The organism is Bacillus cereus, assembly GCF_025917685.1.
Lineage (GTDB): Bacteria > Bacillota > Bacilli > Bacillales > Bacillaceae_G > Bacillus_A > Bacillus_A cereus_AT.
Window position 1 is genome coordinate 5,143,903 of sequence record NZ_CP089518.1, and the last position, 21,718, is coordinate 5,165,620.

Below are 21,718 nucleotides of genomic sequence, written 5' to 3' on the forward strand. Positions count from 1 at the left end.
AAACACACCTAGCAATTATAACATAACTCATATTTAAATTGAGAACTATTTTTCATGCCGAAACTATTCAAATCCAGCATTATTAGTAACCGAAAACATTGTCCTTTAGCTATCCTTTCCTATCCCTATAAAAACTATCTAACACATATGTACTTATTTTCGACAGTACAAAAATATTTTTTTATCATTTTATATAAATGTATAAAAAAAGGACTTCTCCTATTGTACCCTCCCTCTAACTAAGCTACCTCAAAAAAACTATGAAATGAATCTTCCCGCACTTTTTTTCTTTACTTCATTGCTACTTATCAAGCATTTTCAAACGCTTTCTTTAGCTATTTCATCCATTTTTCTACATGTAACGAAAAGTAATTGTTATTTCCAAAACTTTAGTGTATATTTTTTCTCTGGAACATCTTTAAGAGGAAGGAATTAAAGCCATGTTATTAATCGATATATTTACGTTTCTTGGCATTATCGCCGCTGCCATTTCTGGTACATTAGTTGGTTTGAAAAAAGATTTAGATTTATTTGGTGTCCTTTGTTTAGCTGTAGCTACTGCGCTCGGCGGCGGTATTATTCGTGATATTATGATTGGTAACCTGCCTCCTGTCGCATTTGTAAAACCCATTTACTTTTTCGTAAGTGTACTATCAGCATTATTCACATGTATGTTTTTTGAGCGTATTAATAAACTTCAAGTTGTTATTATGCTTTCTGATGCTGTTGGTTTAGGTGTATTTACAGCTATTGGTGCAAATGCAGCAATGTCACATCACGTTGACGCCTCGTTTTTAGTCGTTTCAATGGGAGTTATTACAGGTATTGGAGGCGGTATTTTACGCGACATTTGCGCTCAAGATATCCCGTATGTATTCCGAAAAGAAATATATGCAATTGCTTCTATTTTAGGAGCAGTTAGTTTCCTAATTACACATGCAATGGGGGCACACGTCTTAGCTTTCTATGTCTGTTTATTAGTAACATTCGTTATTCGTGTAGTCACCGTAATATATAACGTACATTTCCCAGTTTTCTTTAAAACACATGCAAAAATTAATAAGGGCCATTAAGAGAATTCTACATAGAATTCTCTTAATTTATATACAATTCTATATACTATAGAGTAATTATATATAAAAAATTGAAAATGAATTAGAAACTATCCCATAAGTAATGAAGAGTATTCAAGATGATTCCTCGAAAATGGCCTTAACAGCGGATAATTTACAACTTGAACTAAACCGATAAGGCGAATCGATACAAAAAAAGAATCCGAAATGGATTCTTTTATTTTCTGAAAAATATTTTTTGGCAATAAAAATAACTCATATAAACACCAAAGCTTTGTAAAATAAACAAAGCTGGCATAATAATATTATAGTATGCCATATCTACTTGAAAGAGCCTTAACGATACATATCCGGTAATTAATAATACAAACAACATATATCCTTCATTTTGCTGTTTCTTAATTAGAAAATGTAATAAAGCTATAGCCATAAACAGTGTCACCACTATATATATAAGCTTTTCACATTTAAAAAGAATAGAATTTATTCCCTCATCTGAAAACTGGCTAATAACTGGTTTTAACAGGTTAAATCTTTCTACTTCCATTTCTTTTAACTCTTGATCAATGTGCTCTTTTACACTTTGATTTTTAGATGCTTTTTCTTCATTTTGACTTTTTCCAATTAAAACAGATTGAACATAATTCTGATTAGAAATCGTATACTGTGACATTCCCATCATCTTGATACCATAGCTCACACCAAAATGAGTACTATAAAACAGAATAAGTATTCCTATCATTTTTAATAGTAATTTTTGTTTCGCCCCTGATTGAAATAATTCAATTAACAGCACATATACAGCTATAAAAACAGGTAAAAATAACCCCACTGGGAAAATCATATTGCTAAGTGCAAATAAAATGGCTGAAATTACCCACATATAAGGATGATCCAATCCTTTATATAAAAGTATGTAACAAGCACAATAAAATAAAAATATTGCGAGTGATTCCGCCGTTAATACCGAACTCATAAATATATTTGGAATATATAAAGCATAAAACACGGACGCAATACGACCACACTCTTCTCCAAATACCATTGACGCAATGCGATAAATGAAAAATGCAGTTCCTGTACAAAATAAAATATTAAATAATTGTAAAGCGAATACCGTATCACCAAATATACGAATGATGATCGATTCATAAATAATAAAAGGTAACTGCGCTACATTCTCTATATTATTGCCAATTGCAATCTGCTTTGCAGACTCATACATAGCTTTCATATCACCTATTATTGGACCATCTACAAATAGAACTGTGATAAATCTTACAACTATAGATACGCTTATAAGAAAAATAAGAAATTGTTTATCTGTGAAACGATATTGCAAAATCGATGCCACTAACAAAATAAGAATAACAAAAATCACTAATACGATTGTTATACTTGTTGTACTTCCCCCAAAAAATTGCTTACTTGTTTCAAAAGCCGACCAACAACTATAAACAAAAAATGCGAGCATCGCACCAATCGTTATTTTACTGAAGAAAGACGAAAAATTTGTTTGTATATGATTCATATATCCATTGCACCTCTATTTCCATTCATAACAAAACGATTCTATCATGAATGGGTACAAGGTTAACAGGGAATTTCTATGACAAATACATAGTCATTACTTTTTACTTGCAATGTAAGCGAATCCTCTTTTACACTACATTTTAGATAAAATAAATTTTCTTTCAGTTACATGAATACAAATACAGAAGTTTAAATAATCCTCTTTTGGAATACACTTTACTTCATTAAATATCTAATATGAGTAATCCACTTACACATATTATTCTGATTGAAAACAGACTATAGGGGCTGAATATATGGAAAAGAAATTCATGCGAGAATCTAAAGCAATTAAGACAACACGTGTTTTTCCTAACGATTTAAATAATCACCAAACACTTTTTGGAGGGAAATTATTAGCAGAAATTGATAGTATTGCTTCAATTGCGGCTGCAAGACATAGTCGTAAACATTGCGTAACAGCATCTATTGATTCAGTTGATTTTTTAACTCCAATTCACCAAGCTGATTCTGTTTGTTATGAAGCATTTGTATGTTATACAGGGAAATCTTCAATGGAAGTTTTCGTAAAAGTAATCGCAGAAAATTTATTAGCAGGCGAGCGTAGAATTGCCGCTACTTGCTTCATTACATTTGTGGCAATAAAAGATGGAAAACCTTCGTCGGTACCACAAGTACTACCTGAAACTCAGGAAGAACATTGGTTACACACAACCGGTTTAGAACGCGCGGAAAACCGAAAAAAGGGACGTTTAAAAAGTAAAGAGATGGCTGAAGTTTTAACTTTAAGTAAGCCTTGGAATATTTAATACAATCTTTTCATCATACATGCACAGGTTCTTCCTTGCATGTATTTTTTATTATAAAAAATACTATCGCTTGCCTTTGTATTCAGTGGTCTCCTCCTAAAATCACCCATCAGTTTTTCCTTTATTTTCTTATACTTTTAATGGTATATTAAGTAAAGTTGTTTATAAATAACCATAATATAGTTAAATATGTAAGGGGTGGTGCGGTAATGTCTATCGAAGTACCAATTTCAATACCAAAAACTTTAATTATTATTCCAGCCTATAATGAGGAAGAAGCAATTGCAGATACATTAACAAGATTACTAGAACTAAAACAACATTTTACAGCGTTAAGCATTTGCGTTATTAATGATGGCTCACAAGATAAAACAGCTCAAATCGTAAAAAATTTCCCTGTTCATCTTATTAATCTACCATATAATCTAGGCATCGGTTCAGCTGTACAAACTGGCTATAAATATGCATATGAGAATGGATATGATATTGCAATTCAGTTCGATGCTGATGGACAACATAATCCGGATGATTTATACAAAATTATACAGCCTATTGCTGAAGGCCAATGTGATATGGTGCTAGGTTCACGCTTTACAGAAAAAACAGCTTACAAAGGTAGTATTTCAAGAAGAATCGGTATTTTTTATTTTACTGCCCTACTGAAAGTTTTAACGAAACAAACATTTATGGATCCAACTTCTGGATATCGTGCTATTAATCGAGAAGTAATTACGATTTTTGCACACAATTATCCAAAAGATTATCCAGAGCCAGAAGTCCTTATTCATTTAAAAAAGAAAAAACTTCGCATTAATGAGATATCTGTAAATATGCAAGAGCGACAAGGTGGACAATCTTCCATCACACCTCTTAAATCTGCATATTACATGATTAAAGTAAGCCTTGCTATATTGATGCAAAAAATCGTGAAAGGTTGATAGTGAATGCATATAATTACCTTTTCATTCATCTTTATTTTGTTATTATTCTTCTTAATTATTAATTCTATCCGTCGCGGGGCTTTAGAAACAAAATATGCTATTTTGTGGATTTTTGTTTGTGTTGCAATGGCTATTTTAAGTTCTACTGATAAAATTATAAATTGGATTGGAAAACTATTAAAAGTAGAATATCCACCATCCATTTTATTCTTATTTGGATTATTATTCTGTTTCATCTTAATTTTTGACCTAACAAGAAAAATTTCTAAGCTACACCATCAACTTGTAACATTAACGCAAGATTATGCATTATTAAAGCAAAAATTAAAAGTAGCGCAAACTGAAACAGATAGCGAATAATTTTTTCTATTTAAATACTAACAGATACAAAAAGCACCTTGATTCTTCTAAGATTCAAGGTGCTTTTCATTTCAAACTATTTGTTTCTAATTAATAGTTTACTAATTTTCATAACCGTTGCCACGGTTCCTACTCCAATTATAATAAATAAAAATGGGATTAATGGTAATGCATATCTTTCATATGCGGCATAAAAACATGTTAAAGCTGTTTGCAGTAAAAGAATTGACCATAAAAATGTAGTCTCTCTCCACCTTTTTAAAAGGAAGATAAATGAAAGTATTGTACATATTAAAAACATCGTCTTAATAAAATTATGTATTTCATTCATATCCTTTGCAGAAACATTGAATACTTCAATATTATGCTCTATAGAATAATACGGTTTTTTCCACATAATTTCTGGCTTCAAGATTAAATAACTCTCTATCATGGCATTCTTATCTGTTTTCCACCATTCTTTCATTCTATCTTTCGCTATTTTTTCTTCTAATTCCATAAATTCATGTGCTTCCAGGTTAGGGTACTTTGCGTGTAATTCCACTTCAAGTTCTGCCATATTCTTACCTTCTGGGTAACCTTTCCCTTGATACGTTCCAAGTAATAACGGATTCCCTGCCCCAGCAGTTAGTGGAATAAATTTATCAAATTGAATGTAATTGCGGGCCCACCATGGTCCAAGTACGATAAGTCCTATCCCTATACTTATAATCGCTTGCTTCATCATAATGCGGAATGGATAGCGTTTCATTAAGAGATATATAAATAATGGTATTGGATATAAAGCGACTTGTACGCGTAAGTACAATGCTAAAAAGTAGAAAATTAATACAATTAGAAAATGTTTCGTTTTATGAGTATCAGCTAATTTTAAGCTCCAATATAATAATCCCAATGAAAAGAATAGAAACGGTCCTTCTGTTAAAGTTAAATTTTCCATAACAATCTCTGGAGGATACACAGCTAATAAGAAAGCACCTATTAATCCTGCAGCGGGATTCAATAAATAAGTACCAATCTTATAAGTTAGTAAAATACTAAGTACCCCTAATAGGATAATAATTAATTTAGCTACAAAAAGGCCTTCATTTCCATTTCCAAAAAAGTAAAATACAGTAGCTAAAAACGCTGGAAAACCTGGCATAATATGAATAGTTGGTTTATCCGGCTCATGATATGTTAACATTCCTGTTTCCAATAAAATAGTTGCCGTTTTTTGATAACCTATATCATCGCTAGCTATAGTCAAATCTGCACCATGTGTTTGTAAAGTTGCAAAACGAAGCGCAAAACCTACTATCATAATAATCCCTAAAAGGATTACATTAGATTTGCGAGTAAATCGCCTTAACATCTCATCTTCTCCCTTCAAATACATAATTTTCAAATTATATTTCTATATTTTTACAAGGCAATATATTCTATAATAAATACTTTTTATACAAAGTACAATAATAGAAAGTTGATTTACAAAGTTTATATGCGTTAAACTGATACAGATGTTCTTGTAATCTTCTTCCTTTCAAAAGGCTTGTATATATGGTGCAAGACATAAAAAATTTGAGGAGATAAAAATTCTATGATGGAACAAAAACAACTTGTTTCTGTTGTCATACCCCTGTATAACACAGAAAAATATATTGAAGAAACGATGCAGTCAATACTGGATCAAACATATAAAAACATTGAAATTGTAATTGTAGATGATGGAAGTAAAGATCAATCACCTTCTATCGTAAAAAATCTTGCAGAAAAATATCCGGGTCAAGTAAAATACGTTCACCAAAAAAACCAAGGTGTTTCAGTAGCTCGTAATACAGGGATTGAAAATGCTAGCGGAGAATACGTCGCTTTCCTTGATAGTGATGACTTATGGCATCCAACTAAAATTGAGAAACAAATCGAGAGTATGCATAAAAACAACATGGACGCGTGCTATTGTGGTTATATGAATTTCTACGAAGAAACAAGCGAAAAGGTTGAGCATACAACAAACTTTATTAAAGGTGATATGGCAAAAGCATTCTTAACACACCAAGTTGTTGCTCAAACAAGTACTTGGATTTTCAAACGCTCTATCGCAATGAATCATAATATCCGTTTTACACCAGGATGTAGCTGGGGAGAAGACTTGGAGTTTTTATTTAAACTAATGAGTGTGACAAATGTATGCTATGTCGATGAATACTTAACATATTATAGAATCTTATCAGAAGGAAATCTTTCTTCTAAATATAAAGATTACGAATTAAAAACAACTAAAGAACTGGAAGTATTCAATCGTATGAAAGACTGGGTACATAATAAATCTCAAGACTTCATTACGAAAGACCCTCAGTCACTTATTGAGATTCTTGAGCATTATTTATTCCCTTATACGGTTATCAATAATGCTTGTATATACATTAAAGAGAACTCTCAATTAGATAAGTCCCAAGTTCAATTAATCAAAAAAGATATAAAGAAATATTGCCGTAAAATCTATTCAAAAAACGGAAAGCGTAGTAAAAAACTATATGCAATGCTTTGGTTTGTACGAATTAAATTTCTGTTTTCTTAAACCGAAAATATAATACTATTCTCCCTTTCCATAAACAAATCAAACTTACAAATGGGACGAATCGTGTCCTAAAGAATAGAAAGGTCTTTTTCCATGAAAACAAATAAAATCCTTAAAAACGCCTCCTACCTCTTTGTAGGAAATATTACTGTTCGATTTGTACTTGCTATTGCGACGATTTTCTTTGCAAGATATGTTTCACCAGGTGAGTATGGTATGTTTACAACTGCATTAGCGGTTTCCGCTGTTATTTGTTATTTTACAGATGCAGGTTTAACACATACGTTTATGCGTGAAGGAACGAGAAGTGATGCTAACATTAGTGTGCTAATCAGCAGTTATTTACGCATTCGTTTAGTATTAGCTATCGTAATTTCCGTACTCTTCGCTATTTTTGCTCAGTTCTTCTATGCTGATGCTTACTTACGTGCCATGGTATATTGGGTTGTATTACCGACCATGTTTGGAGCAACTTTACAAGGTGTTGGAATGGCTTATTTCCAAGTAACAGAACGTATGCAATTCACAGCGATTATTTCTGTAATACAAGGTGTCACAGCTGCAGCTGCGCTTCTACTAGGAATGTCATTTAAATGGTCACTTATGATGGTCGCTGCCATGTACGGAATATCTAGTCTTGTAACAGGAGTCATCGCCTTTATAATGGTACTCCGCCATACAACAGTTCATAAAGGCTGGGACAAAGGTATTTTAAATCAATTGCTGATTTTCACAATCAATGGCATTATCATTATGCTCTTACCACAGTTAGGGCCTATTATATTAGAAAAAGTTTCAACGTATGAGCAAGTTGGATTCTTTGGCGCTGCATCGAAAATACCCGCTGTACTTTATCAAATACCAGGTGTAATTGCAGCAGCCTTTTATCCAAAGTTATTTGCTTTTGGAAATGAAAACAATATTGATGAACATAGAAAACTATCTCTGTTTGAATTAAAGCTTATGTCTTTCTTAGGAATGGGAATTTCTATCCCATTTATCGCTGATCCAAGCTTTTGGATTGTTACTTTATTAGGTGAAGAGTATGCACCAGCTGGTGATGCCCTTGCAATTTTAGCCTTTATGGTTATTTTACAATCTATCAACTATCCACTTGCTGATAATTTAACGACAATTGGTCAACAGTGGAAGCGTGCGACAACGATGGGAATTGGATTAGCTGTCGCTATCATAAGTTACATCGCATTAGGCAGCCAATTTGGAATGATGGGCGCTGCGGCAGCTGCGATCATTACCGAGATTACATTATTAATCGGATTTACTTTATTCGTTCGTAAAGGTTTTTCATTACTATTCAAAGGAATAATATTCAATGCACTAGCGTTTATAATCAGTTACGCAATATACCGTACAGCATTAATTAACTTACCGCCACTAATAGCTTTAATACTTACTGGTATATTGTACGGTATTATCGGTCTTGCCATTGACCCACAAATACGTGGATTGATTTTAGGATTTATAAATAAAAAGCTGGCTCGAAAGTAAATAAAAATAAAAACTTCAAATTTAATTTGAAGTTTTTATTTTATCTTCTTCACTTAAAATGAGCCCTGTTTTCAATCTATATCTTAAATTGACTTGCCTTTCTGGAATGATTATACTTGGAAACGAACAGCCCTAGATGTACAACACCTAGTATTAATGCAATTCGCAGTTAATCTTCTATACAAACATTAACTCGTTACACCATAAATTACACAACAGAAAACTTTATTACTACCGTTAAAAATCGTCGATTCATCCATAGTTTTTCTTCATTATAAAACAATATCTAAATATGGAGAATACGGATTAAATCTTAATAATTGTATTGAGGAGGCTTATTCATTTAATGACTTCAGAGGTAAATAAAAGGACATTTTTTACTAAAAGCACACTTATTATCATTCCATTATTAATAATATGTGCATTTGCTTTTCATTACTTTTTCTTAAAATCAGACAGTGTATTTTCTAGTACGGGAGATGCATTATCACAATTCAGCTTCTTTACATTCCTTTTACAACATGCATTTAAAGATGGGAATTTATTTTGGTCTTGGGATTATGGCTTAGGTGGAGATTTATTCGGGGAATTTAGTTATTACTATAGTACAGCACCATTTTTCTGGCTTACGCTTCTACTTCCCAAACTAAATTTTGACCAAATCTTTGAGATGAAGCTATATATGAGTATTTTAAAAAGTACATTAGCGATGTTATTCATGTATGGTTCTTTACGTTATCATAATAAAACTATTTTTTCTTCTTTCATTTCTGCCATTATATATGGAGGATGCGTGACTTTTATTCGCCATTCTTTATTATGGGATTTCATGGCAGATGCTATAGTGTTTTTACCTTTAGTAATATGGGGATTAGATAAATATATTTTAGAGCGAAAAAAGGGATTATTCCTGTTTGCAACAGCACTTATGCTTGCATCAAATTTCTATTTCGCTTTCATTACTAGTATTTTCATCTATATTTATGCCTTTTTCCAATATTTCGCTACACAGCAGAATAAAACAATTAAAACATTTATAACTTATTATATTAGAATTGCTTTCCTATATTCTTTATCACTAGGTTTAGCCGCTGTTTGCTTTATACCATCTGTAAATGGGGTATTTAGTTCAGATCGACTAGCTACAAAATTTACTATTCCATTATTTTTTGAAGATACGTTTTATAAAAACTTAATGGAAAGTATCTTTTTCATTAATAATACAGAGGATTATCAGCTCGCATTCCCAGTTTTCATCCTCTTCCTTATTACAAGTGCGCTTCTAATACGCAATAAACTTGTCACAAATAAGTTACTCTTTACTGGGTTTATGTTAGTTCTATATATGCTTCCATATACGTATTCCGTATTTAATGGCTTTTCCGCTATGCAATATAGATGGTTTTACTTATTTGCATTTGTAGTTGCGCAAACTGTTGCCTACATTTTAGACTGGATGCTACTTAACAAAAAGAAGGTTAACTCTTTAATAGGTCCTTTGCTAGCAACAGCACTATTTATTTACGCATTCTATAGAAAAGTAAATATAAACGGACAACCGCTAGAAACGATTGATAAAATTTTAATTGGCACTACTGCTTTATCTATTATTACAATATTACTATGGCGCTATTTGTCAAAAGTAGCTTTACAGTGTTTCATTATATTAAATGTACTGGTCAATGTAATATGTATTAATTACGTCTATTCAGATATTGCTCTTAGTAAACACTTTAATCAAGCAGGCGTAACAAAAGAATCATTACATGGGCCAGGTCTCGATAATAAGGATGAAATTGACGCAATTCGTTACATACAAAATCAAGATAAAGATTTTTATAGAATTATCAACCCAAACAATAATTATAAGAATACACCGATGCTGCAAGGTTATCATGGTACAAGTACTTATCAAAGCTTAGTAAATTATCATGTTCATGACTTTATGAAGAATAAGTACAATGTTTTCCAAGGATATGATAGCCCATCTATGTTCTTCCAGTTAGATAAACGACTATTCCTTGAGAACATGCTAGGGGTAAAATATTATGTATTAAGTGAAGGTGCTAATAAAACTGATATTCCGTATGGTTATAAGTATGTACAACAAGTAGGTCCTTACAACATTTACAAAAATGAATATGCCCTACCATTAGGCTATGTATACGAAGCTGGAATAAGTGATGAAGAATTTTCAAAACTTAATTTCGCTGAGAAAGATCAACTTTTATTAGATGCTGTAGTTGTAGATAACGTTGGAAGTCTTCCATTAAAACAATTTAATACAAAACAGCTAGATTCAAAACAAATTAAGATTAATCCAAATAAAATTAAGTGGGAAAATATAGAGAAAGACAAAGATATACTCACTGTTCATGAAAATGGGCGTATAATAGTACCTGTTGATAATAACGATATGTTAGGTGATCTCCTTGTTGAAATTAAGATTAGAAATATAAACAAGGAATCATTTGGGGTTACTGTGAATGACAAATCTATGATAAAAGGTAATGAAGATGGAGCTTATGCTTACCCGTTAGAAAGATTTGTTTATAACTTAGGAAAAGATGCGAAGCCAACCGAGCTAATCATTTCTATCCCTACTCCTGGTCAATACGAGTTGAAAGACTTACAAGTCAACAGTACCAACTATAAAACTGTCCCGAAAAAAGTAAGTACTTTAAAAGAAAATAGCCTACAAAATATTTACTATAAAGGTAACTACTTAAAAGGTAATATTAATTCTACTAAGGATGGATTACTATATTTATCTGTACCGTATAGTAAAGGATGGTCAATAAAGGTTGACGGTAAAGAAACTGAGTTTACGAAGGCTAATTCTGCCTTTATTGGTGTTCCTATTTCCAAAGGGCAACATGTAGTTGAAATGAAATACGTCACACCTTATTTCAAAATGGGTCTCGTTATTTCTATCATTTCATTTATCATTTGTATCTCGCTTCTAGTTCTCGGAGATAAGGATCGATATACAAAATTTAAAAATCGTTTTAAAAAAAGTTAGTAAAATAGAGTGAAGTAAAAGTTGAAGATAATTGCTTCAACTTTTACTTCATGCTCAGTTTAAAATTACATCTAAGGAGGTCCTAACATGACCCTTTCAATAGTAGTACCTTGTTATAATGAGGAGAAGGTACTTCGAGCTTTCTATTCAGAGACTTCTCTTGAAATTCATAAGCTAACTACTGATTATGAATTTGTTTTCGTCAATGATGGAAGTAAAGATAAAACATTAGAGATTCTACGTGACCTAGCCAATTCAGACTCAAATGTGCATTATATATCATTTAGTAGGAACTTTGGAAAAGAAGCTGCCATGCTTGCCGGTCTAAAGTACGCTGCAGGCGACGCTGTGGTTATTATGGATGCTGATCTACAACATCCACCCGAGCTAATAAAAGATATGTTAGACGGCTATAATAACGGCTATGATCAAGTAATTGCAAAACGAACTAGAACAGGTGATTCACCAGTACGCTCTTTCGTTTCTCGCTTATATTATAAAGTCATGAATAAATTCGTTGATATTGAGCTAGTAGATGGCATCGGTGATTTTAGACTTTTAAGTAGAAGTGCAGTCGATTCATTACTATCTCTAACTGAATACAATCGTTTTTCAAAAGGTTTATTTTCTTGGATCGGTTTCAAAGAACACATTATTGAATACGAAAATGTATTACGTTCTGACGGAGAAAGTAAATGGACTTTCTCTAAGTTATTAAATTACGGGATAGATGGTGTAATTTCGTTTAACAATAAACCATTACGATTATCTATATACCTTGGATTATTAACAACCCTTTTAGCTGTTTTATATGTAATCACTACGTTTATTCAAATTACCGTTAGCGGTGTTGATGTACCAGGGTACTTTACATTAATTTCTGCCATATTATTTATCGGTGGTATTCAACTCATTTTCCTAGGAGTTATCGGCGAATACATCGGTCGTATTTATTATGAAACAAAGCGTAGACCACATTTCATAGTAGCAGAAAAAAAAGTTAGTAAAGTAAAACAAAAAGCTTAGTAAAAAAGTTACTTCTATAAATAGAAGTAACTTTTTTACTATGATATTTCCACAAAAAATGAACGTAAAATAATTCTTGAAAAAATATACATTTTGAAATGATAGCATTATACGAAAGAATTTAGTATCATGATTCAAGGTACTATTTCAAGTTGGACGGAGGATACTATGAGCTTATTAACAGTCGACAAACTAGGACATACATTTGGTGATCGTACATTATTTAAAGATGTATCTATGCGATTACTAGCAGGTGAGCACGTTGGATTAGTCGGTGCAAACGGTGTAGGTAAATCAACATTTATGAATATTATTACTGGTCAACTTATCCATGATGAGGGCCGTGTAGAATGGACACCTGGTACAAATTACAGTTACTTAGACCAGCATACAATTTTAACACCTGGTCGCACAATTCGTGATGTATTAGCTGACGCATTTTTACCTTTATTTGAAAAAGAAAAAGCTTTAAATGAAGTTGCAGAAAAAATGGGAACTGCAACACCAGAAGAATTAGAGGAACTTCTTGAGGAGATGGCGGAAATACAAGATGCCCTCGAAGCAGGTGGTTTCTATTTATTAGATATTAAAATTGAAGAAGCGGCACGTGGTCTTGGAATTGATGCAATCGGTTTAGACCGTGATGTTGCTGCATTAAGTGGTGGACAACGTACAAAGGTATTACTAGCAAAATTATTACTTGAACAACCAGAAGTATTACTATTAGATGAGCCTACTAACTATTTAGATGTTGAACATATTCATTGGTTAACAACTTATTTAAAGGAATACCCACATGCATTCTTATTAATTTCCCATGATACAGAATTTATGAATAAATGTGTTGATGTTATTTTCCATCTAGAATTTACAAAAATGACGCGTTATACAGCGACATATGAAAAATTCCTAGAACTAGCAGAAATTAATAAAAATCAACATATAAATGCTTATGAAAAACAGAAAGAGTTTATTAAAAAGCAAGAAGACTTTATCGCGAAGAACAAGGCTCGTTATTCAACGACAGGTCGTGCAAAGAGTCGTCAAAAACAACTTGATCGCATGGAGCGTATTGATCGTCCTGAAACAGCAATTAAGCCGGAATTCTCATTTAAGGAATCTCGTGCAAGTAGTCGTTTCGTCTTTGAAGGCGAAGATGTAGAAATCGGATATACACATCCATTATTACCAAAACTAACAATGACAATTGAACGCGGTGAAAAAATTGCCATCGTTGGTTGTAATGGTGTCGGTAAATCAACATTACTAAAAACGATTTTAGGAAAAATTAAACCTTTAAGCGGTAAAACAAGTCTTGGTGACTTCTTAGAGCCTGCATACTTTGAGCAAGAAGTAAAAGCGGATAATATAACACCAATTGATGATGTTTGGAACACATTCCCTAGCATGGACCAACATCAAATTCGTGCAATGTTAGCGAAATGCGGATTAAAAAATGAGCATATCTCTCGCCCGCTAAATCAATTAAGTGGTGGCGAACAAGCAAAAGTTCGTTTATGTAAGCTAATGGGTGAAGAAAGTAACTGGATCCTATTCGATGAGCCAACAAACCATCTTGATGTTACAGCAAAGGAAGAACTTCAAAAAGCTCTGAAAGCATATAAAGGGACAATCCTTCTTGTATGTCACGAACCAGAATTTTATGAAGGCTGGATTACAAAAACTTGGAATGTTGAAGAGTGGGCAGAAAAAAACAACTAAATTATTTCATGTCAGTTAAAAAGAGCCGTTCCTAAAAAATATTTAGGGACTGCTCTTTTTTTATAAAAAAGGATTTTTTGTATCTCTCACAATATAAAAAAATTCAAAATGTAAATACTATCCTATTTTTTATAATCTTACATTCTAAAGATAATTTTGGTATTATTTAGATAAAATAGGAAAGGAATTAATTGAAAATGGTATTTAGTAATCTTGTCTTTTTATGTTTATTTTTACCTGCCGTGCTCTTAATTTATTATGCTGTGCGCAAAGAACTACAAAATATGGTTTTATTATTTTTTAGTTTAGTATTTTATGCTTGGGGCGAACCCATTTATGTTTTCCTAATGCTGTTCTCTATCTTTGTTAACTATTGGTTTGGTATCTTGTTAGGGAATAGTCGCTTCACAAATGGTCAAAGAAAAATATTGTTAACGTTTGCAATTGTAATGAACACCGCTATTTTAGGATATTTTAAATACGCAAACTTTTTGGTCGATAATATCAATTCTATCTTCCATACCAATATTATTCTTGAAAAAATACCTTTACCAATTGGTATTTCATTTTTCACGTTCCATGCAATGAGCTATATTATCGACATTTATAAGAAAAAAGTCGATGCTCAACGAAATATCTTTGATTTAGCTTTATACTTTACTGTATTTCCACAATTAGTAGCAGGACCAATTGTTCGTTATAATACAATTTCTCACCAATTACATCAACGAACTGTTGATGCCGAAAAATTCTCTGAAGGTGTCCGCCGATTTATTATTGGTTTAGGTAAAAAAGTTTTAATCGCTAACCAATTAGGCGCTATAGCCGATGAGATTTTCGCAATGAACCCTTCTGATATGAGTGTATCATTAGCTTGGATGGGGGCCATTGCCTATACACTACAAATTTACTTTGATTTTTCTGGATATAGTGACATGGCAATTGGGTTAGGAAAGATGTTTGGATTTGATTTTCTAGAAAACTTTAATTATCCATATATTTCAAAATCCATTTCTGAATTTTGGCGTCGTTGGCATATTTCACTCGGTTCTTGGTTCCGTGATTATGTCTATATTCCACTTGGAGGAAATCGGGTTACAACTTGGAAAGTTTATCGTAACCTCTTCATCGTATGGGGATTAACCGGTTTTTGGCATGGTGCCAGTTGGACCTTTATGATTTGGGGTATTTATTATGGAATACTAATTGCACTTGAAAAAGCGGGACTTGAAAATCTACTTCAAAAATTATGGAGTCCTCTCCAACATATTTACGTTATGTTTTTAGTTATTATTGGATGGGTATTCTTCCGTGCAGATAATTTTAGTTATTGCCTTGAATTTCTAAAATCCATGTTCGGATTTAACGGTCCGTTAACAGATATTAACAGTTATTTCTATATAATGAATTATTGGGGTATTTTCTTATTAGCTATTATTACTGCAGCGCCCGTATTCCCATGGTTACAAAAAATATTATCAACAAAAAGATTTGTCGTTTTATCGCCAGTATATTATTTAAGTATTTTAGTCATTGTTTTAGTATTCCTAACAAATGCAACTTATAATCCATTTATTTATTTCCGTTTTTAAAGGAGGTTCACTATGAAAAAATTTCAAAACCTCACTTTAATAATGGGGTTCCTTACAGTTATTTTTGGAGTCGGTATTTGGACAGCAAAAGTTATCCTTATAGATAAAAAGACATTTTCTGAATTTGAGAACAGAAACTTAGCAATTAAACCTGCTGTAAATGCTTCTACTATAAAAACTGGAGAATTATTTAAAGGTATCGAAACACATTTTACAGACCATATTGGACCTAGAGATTTCTTTCTTGAAAGTTATATAAAATTCCAACTGTCTATGAATAGAACATTCGTAAACAACATTCATGTTACAAACGATCAATTTATTTTTAATAGACCTAATATGGAAAATCATTTAAACGATGTTGATGCTGGGGTTCAGGAATTAAATACCCTGAAAAACGATTTCCCACAAACAGAATTCTATTTTTCTTTAGTTCCTAGTAAGCAGACAGCGTTACAGTATAAGCTTCCCTCTTACCTAAATCTTGGTTACGAACAAATTCTTAGGGATCACCTTGCTGAGAAATTAACAGAAACGAAATTCCCTATTATTGATGTATTACCAATGTTTAAAGAAAGGTTTACTAACGAAGAATTAGAACGAATGTATTTAACTACAGACCACCATTGGAATATGGAAGGTGCCTTTTATGCGTATGAGGATACGATGAACTTTATTAATTCTCATTCAGACAAATATAAAGGACAACCAATAAAGAAAGATGACTACACGATTAACTGGGGAAAACCGAAAGGAAAGTTTGTTGGTAGCTGGAATAATCAATTGTACCGCTTAATTGATACTTCATCTGTACAAATTCCATATGTCCACTATAATTCCAGTGAATCTTGGGACAACTACACGGTTTACTATGGTGCTATTAAAGATGATACCGCTAAGGAATCTATGGCTCAGTTTTACGGAAAAGAAAAGGATATTCCTGCCCCTGGATATGCTAGTGTTTATCAAACGGATTTCCCTGAAATAAACATCATTAACGAAAAGGCAGAAAACGATTTACACCTTGTTATCTTAAAAGATTCGTATGCTGATGCTACATATCCTTTATTTGCACGTAATTTTGCTAAAACAACGTTTATTGATCCTCGTTACACACAAGGAAAAAGTGTGAAACAGCAACTAGAAGAACAAAATGCAGATATTGTATTGTTTATTTACAACGACACCAATGTTTATGGTGACATGTATAAATTTCAGAATGTAAAATAAAAAATTATTTTCAACTTTAATCAGTGGGAATGAAATCCCACTGATTAAAATCTCAATTTATATAGTAATATCGAGCTAACCTCAATCTAAAATCATTCAAATCATTATACGCTTCCAAATTCGCTAACATCCCTCGAATAACTGGAATCCTCGGATTTTGAACTCTCATTTCGGATTCTAAAACATCTAAAGTGACTAAAACCTCATCATTTTCCAGTTGGTCTGCTAATGTTCGTTTTAATATAATAATTTCATTTAAAAAGTGCTCTTTCACCTGTTCTTTAATAAGCTCTGAGCTACAAAAAAGCTCCCCAATCTTTTCTTCATTTAAAACAGGCTCCTCCGAAGAGTCTAGAAGCCCTTCTACTAAATCGTCTACTCTTTTTAAAATAAAGGAAACAACATGAGAGAAATCAATTTCCGGTTCATTTAAAATAATCAATTGTAAATAACCGTGGCATATCCCTTCTACCATAATTACCAAATCTAATAAATATGGACTGACTTTGTCACCATAAATAGACAGTAAGCTATTCCGATAAAATGCATGAGACTCTAATTTCATCCTCATCATAAACTCTTCTACTTCTTTATTAAACGGAATTGCATTTTCTCTTGCATGCATAATAATAAATTCTTTATGTCTTTGCACATCAGTAAACTGACAATATAATTGTTTTTCAAATTTTTCACGTGGTAATAAAGATTCTTTTTCAATATCCAGCATTTTCTTTTGGATCTTGTCATAATAATATCGAAGTGTGGCCAATAATAACTCATCTTTTGATTTGAAATATAAATAAAAAGCTCCTTTTGATATACCACATGCGGTTACGATTTCTTGTACTGACGTTGCATTTACACCCTTAGTTGCAAATAACTTCATAGCCATCTCTATAATTAAGCGCTCTTTTTCTTTCATATTTTCTCTCCTAAATTTAATCTCGCATCTTATGTAAATTCAAACTTGATTTTATTCCACATTAGCTGAAAATAAAACTTCTCATCTAAAATTTAATGGAGTAAATGGTTTATATAGAAGCCTTTCCATCTGTAAAATCCGGTTAGTAAAAGCCAATGATCAGAAAGAATAGGAAACCGACTACTTACAGTTTGATTTTATTATACCATCTCTTTTCATTGACTACTGACCAATCGGTCAGTTATATTATGTATTAGACTGACCGATTGGTCAATACAATGAAAAGGGAGCGCAAACATGAACAAAATCATCAATTTCTCGTTAAAAAATAAGTTCGCAGTTTGGCTACTAACCATTATTGTTACTATTGCAGGTATTTATTCTGGACTCAATATGAAGCTGGAGACAATTCCTGATATTACAACACCTGTTGTAACAGTAACGACGGTTTATCCTGGTGCTACACCAGAAGAAGTAGCTGACAAAGTTTCAAAACCGATGGAAGAGCAACTGCAAAATTTAAGCGGTGTAAACGTTGTTAGTTCATCATCTTTTCAAAACGCATCTTCTATTCAAGTAGAGTATGATTTTGATAAAAATATGGAAAAGGCCGAAACAGAAATTAAAGAAGCTCTCGCGAATGTGAAACTTCCTGAAGGCGTAAAAGATCCGAAAGTTTCTCGAGTAAACTTTAATGCTTTTCCTGTTATTTCGTTAAGCGTAGCTAGTAAAAATGAATCTTTAGCTACGTTAACAGAAAATGTAGAAAAAAATGTTGTTCCAGGATTAAAAGGACTTGATGGTGTTGCATCTGTTCAAATTTCAGGTCAACAAGTAGATGAAGTACAACTTGTCTTCAAGCAAGATAAGATGAAAGAATTAGGTTTAAGTGAAGATACTGTAAAAAATGTAATTAAAGGATCGGATGTATCCCTACCACTTGGCTTATATACATTTAAAGACACGGAAAAATCAGTTGTTGTAGATGGAAATATTACAACAATTAAAGCATTAAAAGAGCTAAAAATCCCAGCTGTACCTTCATCACCTAGCGCTCAAGGTAGTCAAAATGCTGGAGCTGGTGCACAAACGCCGCAAATGAATCCAGCCGCTATAAATGGAATTCCAACAGTTACATTAGACGAAATTGCTGACATTAAAGAAGTTGGGAAAGCAGAATCTATTTCTCGAACGAATGGAAAAGAAGCAATTGGAATTCAAATTGTGAAGGCCGCTGATGCAAATACAGTTGATGTTGTAAATGCAGTGAAAGATAAAGTAAAGGACCTTGAGAAAAAATATAAAGACTTAGAGATCATCTCAACATTCGACCAAGGTGCACCGATTGAGAAATCAGTTGAAACAATGCTTAGCAAAGCAATTTTCGGGGCTATCTTTGCGATTGTTATTATTATGTTGTTCCTACGAAATATCCGAACAACGTTAATTTCTGTCGTTTCTATACCACTTTCTTTATTAATTGCTGTTTTAGTTATAAAGCAAATGGATATTACACTTAACATTATGACACTTGGAGCAATGACAGTCGCTATTGGCCGTGTTGTCGATGACTCAATTGTTGTTATTGAAAATATTTACCGACGCATGTCGTTATCAGAAGAAAAATTGCGTGGGAAAGATTTAATTCGTGAAGCTACGAAGGAAATGTTTATCCCGATTATGTCTTCTACCATTGTAACAATTGCTGTATTCTTACCACTTGGACTTGTAAAAGGTATGATTGGTGAAATGTTCTTACCATTTGCCTTAACTATCGTCTTCGCTTTATTAGCATCGTTACTAGTGGCAGTTACAATCGTACCAATGCTAGCTCACTCCTTATTCAAGAAAGAGAGCATGAGGGAAAAAGAAGTACATCACGAAGAAAAACCAAGTAAATTAGCAAACGGTTATAAACGTATACTCGAATGGGCTTTAAATCACAAAATCATTACATCAAGTATCGCTGTCCTTCTATTAGTTGGTAGTCTCGCACTTGTGCCAATTATCGGTGTAAGTTTCTTACCATCTGAAGAAGAAAAAATGATTATCGCAACGTACAATCCTGAGCCAGGTCAAACGTTAGAAGACGTTGAAAAAATTGCAACACAAGCTGAGAAGCACTTCCAAGATAAAAAAGAAGTGAAAACAATTCAGTTCTCATTAGGCGGAGAAAATCCAATGAGCCCTGGCCAATCAAATCAAGCTATGTTCTTCGTTCAATATGATAACGACACGAAAAACTTCGAAAAAGAGAAAGAACAAGTCGTTAAAGATTTACAAAAGATGTCTGGAAAAGGCGAATGGAAAAATCAAGATTTTGGAGCAAGTGGCGGTAGTAACGAAATTAAACTATACGTTTACGGAGATAGCTCTGAAGACATTAAGCCTGTCGTAAAAGATATTCAAAATATCATGAAGAAAAATAAAGACTTAAAAGATGTAGACTCTAGTATTGCAAAAACATATGCAGAGTACACTTTAGTCGCAGATCAGGAAAAACTAAGTAAAATGGGTCTAACGGCTGCGCAAATTGGAATGGGACTTTCTAATCAACATGATCGCCCTGTTCTGACAACAATTAAAAAAGACGGTAAAGATGTCAATGTATATGTAGAAGCTGACAAACAAAATTATGAAACAATCGATGACTTAACAAATCGCAAAATTACAACACCACTTGGTAATGAAGTGGCTGTGAAAGATGTGATGACTGTAAAAGAAGGTGAAACTTCGAATACAGTAAAACACCGCGATGGACGCGTTTATGCGGAAGTAAGTGCAAAATTAACATCTGATGACGTTTCAAAAGCATCTGCAGCAGTTCAAAAAGAAGTAGATAAAATGGATCTTCCTTCTGGCGTAGATGTTTCTATGGGCGGCGTTACAAAAGATATTCAAGAATCATTCAAGCAACTTGGTTTAGCGATGTTAGCTGCGATTGCCATTGTATACTTCGTTCTTGTCGTTACATTTGGCGGTGCACTTGCACCATTCGCAATTTTATTCTCGCTACCATTCACAATCATTGGTGCACTCGTTGCCTTATTAATCTCTGGCGAAACATTAAGTGTATCTGCGATGATTGGTGCGCTTATGTTAATCGGTATCGTTGTAACGAACGCAATCGTGCTTATTGACCGCGTTATTCATAAAGAAAATGACGGCCTATCAACACGTGAAGCATTATTAGAAGCTGGTACAACACGCCTGCGTCCTATTTTAATGACTGCAATTGCAACAATCGGAGCTCTTATCCCGCTTGCATTAGGATTTGAAGGCAGCGGCTTAATCTCTAAAGGGCTTGGAGTAACAGTAATTGGTGGATTAACAAGTTCAACGTTATTAACACTTCTTATTGTTCCAATCGTTTATGAAGCACTAAGCAAATTTAAAAAGAAAAAAGTAAAATAAACTAA

Annotated in this window: 15 protein-coding genes; 12 read left to right on the forward strand and 3 right to left on the reverse strand. The window is 32.9% G+C overall.

The genetic code is table 11. From position 1 onward, the window contains the following. The first annotated feature begins 440 nt into the window (after positions 1 to 440). On the forward strand, positions 441 to 1,073 hold the full coding sequence (locus LUS72_RS26820; RefSeq protein WP_097831396.1) for a trimeric intracellular cation channel family protein: 633 nt from the start codon (positions 441 to 443) through the stop codon (positions 1,071 to 1,073). 217 nt (positions 1,074 to 1,290) lie between these two features. Here LUS72_RS26820 and LUS72_RS26825 read toward each other — a convergent pair whose 3' ends face one another. Further along, a complete protein-coding gene (locus LUS72_RS26825) occupies positions 1,291 to 2,604 on the reverse strand; it encodes an ArnT family glycosyltransferase (protein ID WP_264448481.1) in 1,314 nt (437 codons plus the stop codon). Between the two features lie 298 nt (positions 2,605 to 2,902). On the opposite strand from LUS72_RS26825, the gene LUS72_RS26830 reads away from it, so the two are divergent. The 3 genes from LUS72_RS26830 (at position 2,903) to LUS72_RS26840 (ending at position 4,716) form a co-directional block, all read left to right on the forward strand. Next, positions 2,903 to 3,415 carry an acyl-CoA thioesterase gene (locus LUS72_RS26830; protein ID WP_000412126.1) on the forward strand — a complete coding sequence of 171 codons (513 nt, stop codon included), beginning with the start codon at positions 2,903 to 2,905 and terminating at the stop codon, positions 3,413 to 3,415. 209 nt (positions 3,416 to 3,624) lie between these two features. Next, entirely contained in the window at positions 3,625 to 4,353 is a 729-nt protein-coding gene (locus tag LUS72_RS26835) for a glycosyltransferase family 2 protein (RefSeq protein ID WP_000021473.1), read from the forward strand. A gap of 6 nt (positions 4,354 to 4,359) precedes the next feature. After that, a complete protein-coding gene (locus tag LUS72_RS26840) occupies positions 4,360 to 4,716 on the forward strand; it encodes a DUF2304 domain-containing protein (protein ID WP_097831394.1) in 357 nt (118 codons plus the stop codon). A 76-nt stretch (positions 4,717 to 4,792) separates the two neighbouring features. Here the strand turns inward: LUS72_RS26840 and LUS72_RS26845 are convergent, their stop codons facing one another. Continuing rightward, on the reverse strand, positions 4,793 to 6,070 hold the full coding sequence (locus LUS72_RS26845; RefSeq protein WP_141533518.1) for a glycosyltransferase family 39 protein: 1,278 nt from the start codon (positions 6,068 to 6,070) through the stop codon (positions 4,793 to 4,795). A gap of 225 nt (positions 6,071 to 6,295) precedes the next feature. Here LUS72_RS26845 and LUS72_RS26850 point away from each other — a divergent pair, with 225 nt between their 5' ends. The 7 genes from LUS72_RS26850 to LUS72_RS26880 all read left to right on the forward strand — a co-directional run bounded on the left by LUS72_RS26850 (position 6,296) and on the right by LUS72_RS26880 (position 17,377). Then, positions 6,296 to 7,276: a glycosyltransferase family 2 protein gene (locus LUS72_RS26850; RefSeq protein ID WP_097831393.1), complete on the forward strand. Its 981-nt coding sequence runs from the start codon at positions 6,296 to 6,298 to the stop codon at positions 7,274 to 7,276. 93 nt (positions 7,277 to 7,369) lie between these two features. Beyond that, positions 7,370 to 8,785, forward strand: coding sequence for an oligosaccharide flippase family protein (locus LUS72_RS26855; RefSeq protein WP_097831392.1), 1,416 nt, complete (start codon positions 7,370 to 7,372; stop codon positions 8,783 to 8,785). A 346-nt stretch (positions 8,786 to 9,131) separates the two neighbouring features. Further along, positions 9,132 to 11,807 carry a YfhO family protein gene (locus tag LUS72_RS26860; protein ID WP_264448482.1) on the forward strand — a complete coding sequence of 892 codons (2,676 nt, stop codon included), beginning with the start codon at positions 9,132 to 9,134 and terminating at the stop codon, positions 11,805 to 11,807. Positions 11,808 to 11,894: 87 nt separating this feature from the next. Continuing rightward, entirely contained in the window at positions 11,895 to 12,833 is a 939-nt protein-coding gene (locus LUS72_RS26865) for a glycosyltransferase family 2 protein (RefSeq protein WP_097831390.1), read from the forward strand. Between the two features lie 129 nt (positions 12,834 to 12,962). Continuing rightward, entirely contained in the window at positions 12,963 to 14,555 is a 1,593-nt protein-coding gene (locus LUS72_RS26870) for an ABC-F family ATP-binding cassette domain-containing protein (RefSeq protein ID WP_128856139.1), read from the forward strand. Positions 14,556 to 14,752: 197 nt separating this feature from the next. Then, entirely contained in the window at positions 14,753 to 16,147 is a 1,395-nt protein-coding gene (locus tag LUS72_RS26875; RefSeq protein ID WP_264449090.1) for an MBOAT family O-acyltransferase, read from the forward strand. Between the two features lie 12 nt (positions 16,148 to 16,159). Continuing rightward, the gene (locus LUS72_RS26880) at positions 16,160 to 17,377 is read left to right on the forward strand and encodes an alginate O-acetyltransferase AlgX-related protein (protein WP_097831387.1); all 1,218 of its coding nucleotides are present in this window, start codon (positions 16,160 to 16,162) and stop codon (positions 17,375 to 17,377) included. 52 nt (positions 17,378 to 17,429) lie between these two features. Here the strand turns inward: LUS72_RS26880 and LUS72_RS26885 are convergent, their stop codons facing one another. Next, entirely contained in the window at positions 17,430 to 18,299 is an 870-nt protein-coding gene (locus LUS72_RS26885) for a TetR/AcrR family transcriptional regulator (RefSeq protein ID WP_097831386.1), read from the reverse strand. Between the two features lie 297 nt (positions 18,300 to 18,596). Here LUS72_RS26885 and LUS72_RS26890 point away from each other — a divergent pair, with 297 nt between their 5' ends. Continuing rightward, positions 18,597 to 21,713, forward strand: a complete 3,117-nt coding sequence (locus LUS72_RS26890; protein ID WP_264448483.1) for an efflux RND transporter permease subunit — start codon at positions 18,597 to 18,599, stop codon at positions 21,711 to 21,713. Positions 21,714 to 21,718 lie beyond the last annotated feature (5 nt).

Excerpts from the sequence above, each read along its gene's own strand:
- LUS72_RS26855 (WP_097831392.1), top strand. The coding sequence starts at position 7,370 with ATGAAAACAAATAAAATCCTTAAAAACGCCTCCTACCTCTTTGTAGGA.
- LUS72_RS26860 (WP_264448482.1), top strand. The coding sequence starts at position 9,132 with ATGACTTCAGAGGTAAATAAAAGGACATTTTTTACTAAAAGCACACTT.
- LUS72_RS26830 (WP_000412126.1), top strand. The coding sequence starts at position 2,903 with ATGGAAAAGAAATTCATGCGAGAATCTAAAGCAATTAAGACAACACGT.
- LUS72_RS26870 (WP_128856139.1), top strand. The coding sequence starts at position 12,963 with ATGATTCAAGGTACTATTTCAAGTTGGACGGAGGATACTATGAGCTTA.
- LUS72_RS26875 (WP_264449090.1), top strand. The coding sequence starts at position 14,753 with ATGGTATTTAGTAATCTTGTCTTTTTATGTTTATTTTTACCTGCCGTG.
- LUS72_RS26825 (WP_264448481.1), bottom strand. The coding sequence starts at position 2,604 with ATGAATCATATACAAACAAATTTTTCGTCTTTCTTCAGTAAAATAACG.
- LUS72_RS26850 (WP_097831393.1), top strand. The coding sequence starts at position 6,296 with ATGATGGAACAAAAACAACTTGTTTCTGTTGTCATACCCCTGTATAAC.
- LUS72_RS26835 (WP_000021473.1), top strand. The coding sequence starts at position 3,625 with ATGTCTATCGAAGTACCAATTTCAATACCAAAAACTTTAATTATTATT.
- LUS72_RS26845 (WP_141533518.1), bottom strand. The coding sequence starts at position 6,070 with ATGTTAAGGCGATTTACTCGCAAATCTAATGTAATCCTTTTAGGGATT.
- LUS72_RS26840 (WP_097831394.1), top strand. The coding sequence starts at position 4,360 with ATGCATATAATTACCTTTTCATTCATCTTTATTTTGTTATTATTCTTC.
- LUS72_RS26820 (WP_097831396.1), top strand. The coding sequence starts at position 441 with ATGTTATTAATCGATATATTTACGTTTCTTGGCATTATCGCCGCTGCC.
- LUS72_RS26885 (WP_097831386.1), bottom strand. The coding sequence starts at position 18,299 with ATGAAAGAAAAAGAGCGCTTAATTATAGAGATGGCTATGAAGTTATTT.
- LUS72_RS26880 (WP_097831387.1), top strand. The coding sequence starts at position 16,160 with ATGAAAAAATTTCAAAACCTCACTTTAATAATGGGGTTCCTTACAGTT.
- LUS72_RS26890 (WP_264448483.1), top strand. The coding sequence starts at position 18,597 with ATGAACAAAATCATCAATTTCTCGTTAAAAAATAAGTTCGCAGTTTGG.
- LUS72_RS26865 (WP_097831390.1), top strand. The coding sequence starts at position 11,895 with ATGACCCTTTCAATAGTAGTACCTTGTTATAATGAGGAGAAGGTACTT.